The 12216-nt window shown below is 55.7% G+C and carries 9 protein-coding genes; all 9 read left to right on the top strand.

What is annotated here, in order from left to right; all coding sequences use genetic code 11:
• Positions 1–204 precede the first annotated feature (204 nt).
• The 9 genes from PCAR_RS11445 (at position 205) to PCAR_RS17920 (ending at position 12127) form a co-directional block, all read left to right on the top strand.
• Positions 205–1581 (top strand): aspartate aminotransferase family protein, encoded by a 1377-nt coding sequence (locus PCAR_RS11445; protein WP_011341835.1) that lies wholly within the window; start codon positions 205–207, stop codon positions 1579–1581.
• A 2-nt stretch (positions 1582–1583) separates the two neighbouring features.
• A complete protein-coding gene (locus tag PCAR_RS11440) occupies positions 1584–4265 on the top strand; it encodes an MMPL family transporter (protein WP_011341834.1) in 2682 nt (893 codons plus the stop codon).
• 3 nt (positions 4266–4268) lie between these two features.
• Positions 4269–5081: a PhnD/SsuA/transferrin family substrate-binding protein gene (locus PCAR_RS11435; protein WP_011341833.1), complete on the top strand. Its 813-nt coding sequence runs from the start codon at positions 4269–4271 to the stop codon at positions 5079–5081.
• Positions 5078–5821 carry a hypothetical protein gene (locus PCAR_RS11430; protein WP_011341832.1) on the top strand — a complete coding sequence of 248 codons (744 nt, stop codon included), beginning with the start codon at positions 5078–5080 and terminating at the stop codon, positions 5819–5821. Before PCAR_RS11435 ends, PCAR_RS11430 begins: the two co-directional genes overlap by 4 nt.
• 172 nt (positions 5822–5993) lie before the next feature.
• On the top strand, positions 5994–7004 hold the full coding sequence (hpnH, locus tag PCAR_RS11425; protein WP_011341831.1) for an adenosyl-hopene transferase HpnH: 1011 nt from the start codon (positions 5994–5996) through the stop codon (positions 7002–7004).
• A gap of 38 nt (positions 7005–7042) precedes the next feature.
• Positions 7043–7819 (top strand): nucleoside phosphorylase, encoded by a 777-nt coding sequence (locus PCAR_RS11420; RefSeq protein WP_011341830.1) that lies wholly within the window; start codon positions 7043–7045, stop codon positions 7817–7819.
• On the top strand, positions 7816–8274 hold the full coding sequence (locus tag PCAR_RS11415; protein WP_011341829.1) for an FKBP-type peptidyl-prolyl cis-trans isomerase: 459 nt from the start codon (positions 7816–7818) through the stop codon (positions 8272–8274). Before PCAR_RS11420 ends, PCAR_RS11415 begins: the two co-directional genes overlap by 4 nt.
• 169 nt (positions 8275–8443) lie before the next feature.
• Positions 8444–8950 carry an FKBP-type peptidyl-prolyl cis-trans isomerase gene (locus PCAR_RS11410; protein ID WP_011341828.1) on the top strand — a complete coding sequence of 169 codons (507 nt, stop codon included), beginning with the start codon at positions 8444–8446 and terminating at the stop codon, positions 8948–8950.
• 276 nt (positions 8951–9226) lie between these two features.
• The gene (locus PCAR_RS17920) at positions 9227–12127 is read left to right on the top strand and encodes a GGDEF and EAL domain-containing protein (RefSeq protein ID WP_158447422.1); all 2901 of its coding nucleotides are present in this window, start codon (positions 9227–9229) and stop codon (positions 12125–12127) included.
• The last annotated feature ends 89 nt before the right edge of the window (positions 12128–12216 follow it).

The following is a 12216-nucleotide window of genomic DNA, read 5'->3' as shown; positions in this document are numbered from 1 at the left end:
TGCCATGGACATGATCGGCCTTACTGACCTAAAATGATCCGTTCATAATCTGCAAGAGATCTTTCCGGCACAAGTCTTCCCGGTATGTTATTCCCAACGGTTTTTCCCGCCCGCGCGGCGGTTCTGTGTTTGGGGAGTAAACCGAAAGTGCGCGAACCGGACGGATGTCATATAACAACCTCAAGACAATAGCGAGTCAGGACCATGGATATTCTATCATCGGTAAGGGAACGTCACGCAGAAACCTATGATCTCCACAAACGGTACATCAACCCCCAGTTTGTCAGGGTGCTTGAGGTTATCGGTTTCAAACGCAATTATGTCAGCAGCAAAGGCGCCCGTCTCATCGATACCGAAGGGCGCGAAGTGCTCGATTTTCTGGCCGGTTTCGGCGTCTTTAATATCGGGCGCAATCATCCGCTGGTGGCCCAGGTGCTGCACCAGATCCTCGACTCCGACCCGGCCAGCATGGTGCAGATGGATCTCGGCGGGATTTCCGGCATGCTGGCTGAAGCCCTGACCCAAATCACTCCGGGTGATCTGGATGCGGTATTCTTTACCAACTCCGGCACCGAGAGTGTCGAGGGGGCCCTGAAGTTCGCCCGCCAGGCGACCCGTCGTCACAAGGTGGTGCACTGCCATCATGCGTTTCACGGCTTGACCCTGGGCGCATTGTCGGTCAACGGTAACCGCGAATTTCGCGAGTTCAACGAACCGCTGCTGCCCGGTTGCATACAGGTGCCCTTCAACGATCTCGAAGCTTTGGAGCGCGAACTGTCCAGCGGCGACGTCGCCGCCTTCATCGTTGAACCGATTCAGGGCAAAGGGGTTTTTGTGCCCGATGACGATTATCTGCCCGGTGCCCGTCAACTGTGCGACAAGTACGGCACCCTCTTGATCGCCGATGAAGTTCAAACCGGCTTCGGGCGTACCGGAAAAATGTTCGCTGTCGACCATTGGGGCGTCGTACCGGACATCATGGCGGTGTCCAAGGCCCTGTCGGGCGGTTTCGTACCGATCGGAGCGGTGATTACCAAGCGTTCCATTCATTCCAAAATATTCGACAGCATGGAGCGTTGTTTCGCTCATTCCAACACCTTCGGTCAGAACGATCTGGCCATGGCCGCCGGTCTCGCCACCATCGAAGTGTTGCAGAGTGAAAAGCTTGTGGAGCAAGCGGCCGAAATCGGCGATTACATTATCGCCGGCATGACCGAGAAGGCCCAGCGCTACGAAATGCTGCATGAAATCCGCGGCAAAGGACTGATGGTCGGCATGCAGTTCGGGGTACCCAGATCTCTGACTTTGAAGACAGGATGGAAGCTGGTGCATAAGATGAACGACGATCTGTTCGGGCAGATGATTACCATGCCGCTGATGGAAAAATTCAACATCCTGACCCAAGTGGCCGGTCATGGCCTGGATACGGTCAAGATCCTGCCGCCGTTGATGATCGGGCGCAAGGAAGCCGATATGTTCCTCGATGCCATGGAAGCCGTTCTCAAAGATGTTCACCGTTTTCCCGGTGCGGCCTGGACCACGACCAAAAATCTGGCCATGCGCACGCTTAAGAGCGCCTGATCATGTTTTCCCGCATACAGGAAAAATGCCTGACCGGTCTCTGGCGTTTCATATCCCGCGCACCGCGCACCATTGTCTGGTGCGCGGTACTGTTGGCCGCCGTCGCGGCTCTGGTTTCTGTGCTTTTTTTACGTCTGGACAGCGATCAGGATAAACTGGTTTCGCAGGATTTACCCTATCAGCAGCGTTATCTCGAGGTACTCAGGAACTTTGGTGATCAGGAGTATCTTTACGTGGTCGTGCAGGCGGATGAAGGCGCATCGGGCAAACGCAGTGCGGAACGGTTTGCCGAGGCTCTGGCTACCCGCCTGGGGGCCTATCCCGATCAGATTCAGGAAATTCACTACCGTATAACCGCCCAGGACCTCGGGCCGGGTGCCCTCTATTTCGCTTCCCTCGATGAAGCGCAAGGTTTGACCGATATGGTCGGGGCGATCGGTCCTTTGGCTACGGACTGGCTGCACAGCGGCAAACTGCCCGATCTGATTGAGCGGGTCAGCGGCTTGTTCGGCGGCGGCAGGCAGGATGGCGAGACGGCCGATCCGAGTCTGTTGGGCCCGGCGCTTGAAGGTCTCGACGGTTTCGTTACCCGTATTGATCAGACACTGGCCGGTGAGCCTGCCGAAGGCCCGGTATTCGATGTGGCGGATCGCGGTGTGCATTATTTCTTTACCGCCAACGAGCGTTTGCTGATCATGCGTTTGCTGCCGGTCAAGGATTACAGCACCATGGACGTTATCGCCGGTCCACTGGCTACGGTTCGTGAAGCCCTGCAGCAGACCCGTGCGGAATTTCCCGCCATACAGGCCGGGCTGACCGGCCGCCCGGTGCTGCAGGCCGATGAAATGGTCACCACCAACCGCGATATGATGCGCGCTTCGATTCTTTCGGTGATCCTTGTCGGATTGTTGTTTACGTTGGTGTTGCATGGCTGGTTGCGCCCGGTGCTGGTTATTTTCTGTCTGGTTCTGGCCTTGGCCATGACTTTCGGTTTTACCACCGTAACCCTTGGCGTACTCAATCTATTATCCATTGTGTTCGCTCTGGTGCTGGTCGGTATCGGGGTCGATTTCGGGGTACATGTGGTCATGCGTTACGTGGAAGAGCGCAAGGCCGGCAACGATGTCGAAGACGCGGTGCGAATTTCTCTGATGCATACGGGCCCCGGGGTCATTCTTGGCGCGATCACTTCGGTCTGCGCCTTTTACGCCGTGGTCTGGTCCGATTTTACCGGTCTGGCCGAACTTGGACTTATCGGGGGTACCGGTATCCTGCTGTGCCTGGTGGTGATGTTGACGGTACTGCCGGCCTTGTTGCTTATGGCCGGTCGGCGTAATCTTTTTCCCAAGTCGATGCCGCAGATCACCACCGTGCCCCTGATTGGACGATTGTCGGCCCGTCCCGGTCGTCTGCTGACGGTGGTTGTCCTGGTGACCCTGCTGTTGCTGCCGGGGCTTTTCAAAGTGCGCTTCAATTACAATCTGTTGGAGCTGCAGGCCGAGGGATTGGAATCGGTGCGTTATGAAAAACGCATGATCGAAGATTCCGACGAGTCGACCTGGTATGCCGTTTCGGTGGCGAACGATGTCACTCAACTCAACCGTCTGCGTGAGCAATTCAAGGCCCTGGATACGGTGGGCAAAACGGAAAGTCTCAGCGATTATCTGCCGCAAAATCAGCAACGTAAAGCGGCGTTGTTCAGACAGGCCGCCGCTCGCCTCGGCAATCTGCCGACGGCACCTGGAGCTGCGGGCCCGGTGGATGCACAGCGCATGCTGGATGCTCTGGATAGTTTGTCGGGGGCTCTGGACAACCTGGCGGAGAAACTTTTTGCCGCCGGTGCCGGTGACGAGCTGGCCCAGCTTGACGCCCTTATCGAGAAGCTCGATTCCGCCTACGCCAGGCTTGCAGATAATCGGGCGTTGGCTGCGCGTTTGACGCCATTGCAGACCCAGCTGCAGGCCGATGTTTCAAAAGGCCTGCGCCAGTTGCAGATCTGGCTTTCGGCTTCCCCCGTCGGCATGGACGAACTGCCGGCGTTTCTGCGGGGTTTGTATGTCGGTCGTGACGGTGCCATGCAGATCAAAGTTGTGCCCAGCCAGGACATCTGGAAGTTCAAAAATCTGCGTACCTTTGTCGCGGATCTGCGCAAAGTGGACGCACAGGTCACCGGGGTACCCATCAGCGTGTTTGAATCGGCTCGTCTGATGAAGCATACCTTTGTGTTTTCCGCGCTGCTTACTCTTGTTCTGGTCAGTCTGTTGTTATGGTTCAATGCCCGCAGTATGCGGTATATTCTGCTGGCCTTGTTGCCCCTTTCGGTGGGCATGATCTGGCTGTTGTCGCTGATGGGCTGGCTGGGACTCAATTTCAATCTTGCCAACTTCTTCGCGATCCCCATCCTGATTGCTATCGGAGTCGATGGCGGGGTGCATTTTCTCGCACGCTGGAAGGAACTTGGCAACGGTTGTCTGTTTCAGACCAGTACACCCATGGCTGTCACATTGAGTTTCGCTACCACCATGATCGGTTTCGGAGGACTGCTGTTTGCCCATCATCGCGGTCTGGCGAGTCTCGGTTGGGTTATGGTGCTGGGCTCGCTGACAGGCATGTTAAGCTGTCTGCTGGTACTGCCGGCGGTGCTCAAAGTCATCCGTTATGGGGCAAACCACGATAAGGAGTAAGTCATGTTGCGAAACATGCTTTTGGTACTTTTGTCGCTGACCGTCCTCATCTGTCCGGCCTACGGTATAGATTCTTTCGATTTCGTCATTATCCAGCCCGGCCAGCCCGGCACTTCCGAGGATGCTCAACCGGTCATGGATGCGTTTGCCTCCTATGTGCAAGGCAAGCTTGGTCAGGATGTGACCGTGCACGGGCATTATTTCAATCAGATTGAGCAGGCGGAAGCTTTTCTGGCAAGTAACAGACCCGGTTGGGGCATTGTTCAGTTGGGGTATTACCTGGCGCATGTCGATAACACCTGCATGACGCCGCTGGCCTCGACGCTGCCCGGCGGTGCCGATAGCGATATCTGGCGACTGGTGGTTGCCAAGGACGGACCGGAACAATGGCAGGCGTTGCAAGGATCCGTTTCCGGTACCATGCTGTTTGAACCGTCCATCGCCGCCCGTTTGCTGTTCGGTAAGTCAGAGGCGGAGCTGCCCTTTGCTCTGGCGGGGACTTCGCGCCCGCTGCGCGCTTTGCGTGGCGTGTTGCGCGGCAAAGGCGGCGCCGTCGTGCTGGATAAGCCCCAATACGACGCGGTGCAGGCTTTGTCCCTGGCTTCCAAACTGAAGGTGCTGACGACTTCGGAACGACTGCCGACTTCGGCGGTGGTCGCTTTCGGTCCCCCGGACGATCTTCACAAGCGGTTACGTACCGTTCTGGAAAACATGCAGCACGATGCCGCAGCCAGCGACCTGCTGCAGTTGTTGCAGACCGAAGGTTTCGGCCCGGTCGATGCGCGTCTTGATGCGTTGCAGGAAAAAGACCTATGAAGGTTGTGATATTTATGCTTTTTGGGGTAGTATGCACGCTTTGCGGCTGCATGGCGCCTCTGGATAAAATTCCGGATCAACCTGGCGTGGTGCCTGAAGATTCGCCGGAAAGCGTTGTTTTGTGGGCGCCGTGCGATACCGCTCAGGCCGATGCATGGCGTCTTGCGGCTGCGACGGATGCCGTCGCAGCATTGCACGGTGCCGCTTGCTATGCTTATCTGATCGAGCGTGCCGGTGGCGGTTCAACGGATGCTGCAGCCGGCAGACAGCTGGCCGAACAGGCCGCAGGCGCGTTTCCCCGAAGTGCCGAAGCGCATTATCTTTTCGGTTATCTGGCCGGACTGGAAGCCCAATTCAGTCCGTTACGGGCCCTGTCGCTGGTGCCGGTTATCGAGCGCGAGGCGCTGGCGGCGTTGGCTTTGAACCCGGCTCTCGATGAGGCCGGTCCCGCTCGTATGCTGGGGGATCTCTATCTGCGTGCACCGGAGTTTCCCGTGAGTGTCGGTGACCCGGCCCTGGCTGTCGAGTACTTTGCGCAGGCCGTGGAATTGGTACCACAGCGGGCCGATAATCGAGCGGGATTGATCGCAGCGCTGCTTGAGGATGAACAAGTTACCGGCGCCTGCCTGCAGTTACGGGAATACTGGCAGGATCGGATGCCCGCAGACGACCCTTCAGGTGAATGGCAACGGGGGCTTGAGTTACAGCAGCAGCTGTGCGACAGTCTACCGGGTGACTGAGGACCGCTCGAATGCGGTCCCGAGAATATGAGTGATTTTGGTTGGCGCAGGGTGCCGCTCCGGTCGTGTCAGGATGCTGCCCTGCGTCGCTGTATTTCGATTATCCGCGAAGGGGCGAAGATCCATACGCGATCCGATGCCCTCTTTGAATATTCGTTGCAAGGAGATCGTTTTGGGAGTTCCTTTTATTCAAAAGGCGCGCATTGGCGCTTATATCTGCAAGCAGTTGGTGAAAGGCAATCGCCGTTTTCCCTTGGTTCTGATGCTGGAGCCTCTTTTTCAATGCAATTTACGCTGCAAGGGGTGCGGCAAGATTTCGCATCCGCCCGAGGTGATGAAGCGGCGCCTGACAGTCGAGGAATGCGTGGCCAAGGCCGAAGAATGCGGAGCCCCCATCGTTTCGCTGCCGGGTGGCGAACCTTTGATGCACCCCGAAATTCATGTGATTGCCCGTGAGTTGATCGCCCGCAAGCGTTTCGTCTATCTGTGTACCAATGCATTGTTGGTGGAAAAACGTTTGCAGGACTTTGAACCGTCCCCTTACCTGACCTTCAACGTGCATCTCGATGGTTTGCGGGATAAACACGATGCCCTGGTTAATCGCAAGGGAGTTTTCGATCAGGCCGTGCAATCCATCCGGAGGCTGGTTTCGGAAGGGTACAGGGTCACCACCAATACTACCTTTTTCGGAGATGAAACTCCGGAAAGCGCCGCAGCGTTGTTCGATTTTCTCATGTCTCTCGGCGTCGAGGGCATGACCATCGCTCCCGCATTTAACTACGAAAGCGCCGAAGAACAGGATAATTTTCTGGGTCGCGAGGGGAGCTACAAACTGTTTCAGGCGGTATTGCCACAGGCCAAAGCCCGCGGTTGGCGCTTCAATCATAGTAGCCTTTATCTCGATTTTCTTGCCGGCGGTCAAACCTATGCGTGTTCGCCGTGGGGTACCCCGGCAGCCAATATCTTCGGCTGGCAACGTCCCTGTTATCTGCTCAATGACGGCTATGTCGATACCTTCGATGCGCTGATCAAAGAAACCGACTGGGATAGCTATGGAACCGGGCGGGATGCACGCTGTGCCGATTGTATGGTACACTGCGGGTTCGAGACGAGTGCTGTGGTCGATGCGGCCACTCATCCGTTCAAGGCCTTTCGGGTTTTTATGCGCGGGGCCGGTAACTGAGACATGCCGCAACCGATGTCTGTTCCGTGGAGGAGACCATGATCTCGTCGGATAAGCGCAGCGGGATTTTTCGTCCCGGTATGGTCGTGGCTCTGCCCGGTGAAGCCAAAGCCATGCTCGGCAGATTTCGCTGGCAGCGTCAGGGCGAGTTCGATGTCGGTACCGCAGTCGGGTTGTTCGGCGCCGATACTCTGTGGGTGCGATGTGGCATGGGGTCTGAGCGCGCCGCCAGGGCCGCCGCTTTTTTGATCGAGCGCGGTGTAACCCATGTCGGGATCGCCGGCGTGTCCGGCGCTTTGGCTCCCGAGCTGCAGAGCGGCCAGCTTGTGCTCGCCAGTGAAGTGGTCGACGAACACGGCCAGCGGTGGACGGTCGATACGGCATTGCATAAGATGTTGATGGACTGTCTGGGGAGCGAGGTTCGCAGCGGGCGTACCTTGACCACGGCAGCACCTTTGCTGAACGTTGAACAAAAAATATTCTGGCGAGAGCGTCGCAAAGCCTTGGCCGTCGATATGGAAAGTGCCGCCGTAGCGCGGGTGGCATCGGAAGCCGGCCGGTTGTTTTTTGTGTTGCGGGCCATTTGCGACGAGGCGGCCCGGCCGGTGTCTGCTGCGTTATTTGATTTGGTGGATGAATTCGGGCGTCCCAGGCCCCTGCGTCTTGTCAGGACGTTATGTTGCCAACCCTCCCTTGTACCCGAGTTGCTGCATATGCAGAGGGATTTTGGTCGAGCATTGGGCGCTTTACGTAACGGTTGGCAGGCATGCGGTCGTTTGCATTCGCTATACGATGAACGGGAGAGAAGGGTATGACTGAGCAAGTCAAGGATGGAGATGTCGTGCGGGTTCGCTATACCGGCCGCTATCAGGACGGTGAGGTTTTCGATTCCACAGACGGGCGCGCACCGTTTACCTTCGTGGTTGGCTCCGGTGCTGTGGTCAAAGGGTTCGATGAAGCGGTTATCGGGATGCGCGCCGGTGAACGCACGCAGGTTACCATCGGTCCGGACAAGGCTTACGGACCGCATAAGGAAGAGTATGTGCTGTCCATCCCCCGCAGTAGTATGCCCGCTCAAATGAGCGTTTCTACCGGCATGCAGCTCAAGTTGCCTCTGCAGGGCGGCAAAGCCATGACGGCCACCGTCACCAAAGTTACCAGAGAGCTGATTCGCCTCGATGGCAATCATCCCATGGCGGGAAAAACTCTGGTTTTCGATATAGAAATCGTTGCTACCGGCCTGAAGCCTACCGATCTATTCGGAGGGTAGCTAACTTAGCGGTTCTCGGCGTAACGGATTCAGGCCAGGTCGAGAGCTGACCCGGAGTTTTCACAATGTTATCTTCATGAAAGCCGGGCCAAATACGCAATGGGGGAAACAATGTTATCGCATGCGGCGATGGCATTTCTCAACCATTAGACCAAGGAGACGAGGAGAAATGGCAGAAACCATCAAAGCTGGAGATACTATCAGCGTTAATTACACCGGGCGTTTCGAAAACGGCGAGGTGTTTGATTCTTCCGAAGGGCGTGAGCCCCTCAAATTTACCGTTGGTGCCGGTCAACTCATCAAAGGTTTCGACGATGCTGTGGTAGGTCTTACCACCGGCGACAAAACCACCATCACCGTCGAGCCCAAGGACGGCTACGGTGAGCATCGCGAAGATCTGATCATCGATATTCCCAAGGCCAATGTGCCCGAGGAGCTCGAAGTCGAAGTCGGCAAGCGTTTTCATCTTAAAGACCAGAGCGGTCGCCCGGTGCCTGCCGTGGTTGTAGAAATCACGGAAGAGGCCGTGCGCCTTGATGCCAACCATGCCATGGCCGGCAAGACCCTGATTTTCGACATCGAAGTTGTCGAGACCGGTCTGCAGTCGGAAGCTCCCGCAGCCGAATCCCATTGCGGCGACGGCAGCAACGGTTGCCAGGGTTGCGGTCAGCACTAAGAGTATTTTCCGAAAATGAGATGTTTGGGGCCGGGGTTTTTCCGGCCCCTTTTTTATTGACGGGTGCCGCTGGCCCGGACGATTCGCAAAAGATTTAATTTTAATCTTTCTGTATACCTCAAGCTGTGCTATCTAGAACGCAGTTGCAAAGAGAAGTTTGCTCGACAATTCAACATGTTATAATTTGCTCATGTGGCAAGGCACAGTTTTATGGTTCGTTGCGATTCAACAGTTTTTTATGGTTCTTTGCGATGCCTGTCATTGTTAGGTTGTTTTTTGCTGTGGTGCTTTTGGCTTTCACCGACGCCGTCTGTCGCCGATACTTCCGTCAAAAGAATCCTCTATCTCAATTCCTACCACCAAGGTTACAAATGGAGCGATGATATCACCCGCGGCATCAGCGATGTGCTGATGGCCGAAAAGGGCCGATTTCGTATTTATACCGAGTATATGGATACCAAAAGGCGCTCCCCCGGTATCATGCGCGACCAGATACGTTCTGTCCTGCAAACCAAATATCCTGCCGATTTTTTCGATCTGATTCTGTCTTCCGACGATGCTGCATTCGACTTTCTTCTGGCCCGGCGTGAAGAATTGTTCGGATCGACTCCCGTGGTTTTTTGCGGAGTCAATTATCTTGATCCAGACCGTCTCATCGGGCAGAAGAGGCTGGTCGGCATCAGTGAGGAAGCCAACATCGCAGAAACGCTCGATACCGCCCTGAGTCTGCATTCCGATATTCGGCAGATCTATATTGTTGCCGACAAAACCCCGACCGGATTGAAGGTTCGTCAGAAAATCGCCGATATGCAGGTCCGTTATCGCCAACGGTTGGCGTTTCACATATTACCCGACACGTCCGTTGCTGATATCGCTGTACGTTTGCGGCAGCTGCCCAAGCATAGTCTGGTGTTGTATAGCGTTTTTTTCAAGGATGCCTCGGGACAATTTTACGAATACGACGAAGCGCTGCCCCGGCTGGTGGAGAATTGCAAGGTTCCTGTGTATGGTCTGTGGGATTTCAATCTCGGCCAGGGAATCCTCGGCGGCAAGCTGACCTCCGGCTACCGTCAGGGGCAGCAGACCGCCGCTCTTGGGTTGGAAATTCTCCAAGGAGTGCCGCTTGTTGCCTTGCCCCAACTAAGTTTGAGCAAGGCCGCATACCGTTTCGATATGCGGCAGCTTAATCGCTTTGGCATCAGTGTGGACGATCTGCCGCCGGACACTACCCTGGTCAACACGGAGCACCCTCTGGCGATTCGCTACCGTGTGGTATTGTTTGAAAGTCTGGCCGCTATCCTGGTGTTGGTGGCGGTGATTTTATCGCTGTTACGCATCATCCGACGTCGTAAACGCACCCAGCTTGCCCTGGAACAGGACCGCAGCAAGTTGGAGGCGAAGGTCCTGGCGCGTACGGCGCATTTGACGGAGGCCAATCGCCAATTGCGTATGGAAATCCTGGAACGGAATCAGGCCGCACGCGCCCTGAAAGAGTCGGAACAGGAAAAGAGTCTCATTCTTAACAGCTCCTCCGATCTGATCGCCTACCTCGATCCGGGTCTGCGTATTCGCTGGGCCAACCGGACTTCGAGCGATCGGGCCGGACGTCAACAAACCCAGATTGAAGGATTGCCCTGCTATGCAGCCTGGCATGGGCTGGACAGTCCGTGTATCGGGTGTCCCGTTCTACGCTCCCATAAGACCGGTTTGCCGGAGCATGGTGAAGTGGTCACGTCCGACGGCCAAATATGGCTGGTGCGGGCTTTTCCTTTTCATGACAGTCAGGGACGGGTAAGCGGGTTTGCAACCTTCAGTCTCGATGTGAGCGAACAGAAAAAAGCGCAGCGTACCATTCATCGTATGGCCTATTACGATCATCTGACGGAACTGCCCAATCGCGCTCTTTTTCAAAAAGAACTGGATCGTCGGTTGGAGGAAGCGGTCGGCCGTGGACACGGACTGGCTCTGATGTTTCTCGATCTTGATCATTTCAAAGGGGTTAACGATTCTCTGGGACACGCCAAAGGGGATCTGTTGCTGCAGAAGATCGCCGCAAGGCTGCAGGGCTGTCTGGGGCGCGAGGACTTTTTGGCGCGCCTTAACGGCGACGAATTTATCTTTTTGCTAACGGAAATCGACGACCCGGTAGCCGTGAAGGCGCTGGCCGGTAATGTGCAGCGCATCATGGCCTCCCCTTTTAATCTCGATGGCGACGAAATTTATGTCGGTACCAGCATTGGCATTGCATGTTATCCGCTGCACGGTGTCGATGTCGAAAATCTCATGAAACGGGCCGATCGTGCGCTGTATGCGGCCAAGGAGCGCGGGCGCAATGCCATTGAGCTGTTTTCCGAACAGATCAATGCCCGCTTTCATCGCCGCCAGCAACTGGAAATGCGATTGCAAAACGCCTTGGCAAAGAACGAATTCTTCCTGGAGTATCAACCGCAGGTTGATCTGCAAACCGGTCGGATGTTAGGTGTGGAAGCCCTGTTGCGCTGGCGTAATGACGATTTAGGGTTGGTTATGCCGGATGATTTTATTTCCCTGGCCGAGGAAACCGGGTTGATCCGTCCCATAGGCGAGTGGGTATTACGCACGGCGTGTCAGGAGTATTTGTCCTGGTGGCAGCCGGAGGGGGCCGAGTTGCGTCTTGCTGTCAACATATCGGGACAACAAATCAAACATCCGGATTTTGTACCGATTATCGATGATATATTGCACTCCACCGGCTTCGATCCGAGGTTGTTGGAACTTGAAATAACCGAAACGGTGGCCATGGAGGATGTCGAAGGCAATATCGGCACTTTCCGTGATCTCAAAGCGCGACGGCTGCAATTGGCCATCGACGATTTCGGTACCGGTTATTCCTCCCTGAGTTATTTACGGCATTTTCCCATCGATCGGCTTAAAATCGACCGCAAGTTTATCCGGGATGCGGCTAAATGCAGCGACAGCGCTTCGCTGGTGGAAGCGATTATGAGTATGGCGCGCAGCCTGCATCTGGACATCATCGCCGAAGGGGTGGAAACCGAAGAACAGGTTGCCTATTTGTGGAAGCAGGGTTGCCGGCAGATTCAGGGGTTCTTTTTCGGTCGGCCGATGTCTGCAAGCGATCTGCAAAAATATCTTCAGGAACAAACCGTTGCCGAACTGCTGCCAGCCTGGGTTTCATGAGGCCTGCCTTTGCGCAACAGACACCTTCCTGACCCACGCATCTCTCCGTCGTTGGTCGCTTTCTCCTGTCCGTGATATTCTTAATCCGC

The organism is Syntrophotalea carbinolica DSM 2380, from assembly GCF_000012885.1.
Taxonomy (GTDB): Bacteria; Desulfobacterota; Desulfuromonadia; order Desulfuromonadales; family Syntrophotaleaceae; genus Syntrophotalea; species Syntrophotalea carbinolica.
Note: the sequence above shows the minus strand (reverse complement) of the source record. Positions and strands in the feature narration are given on the sequence as shown.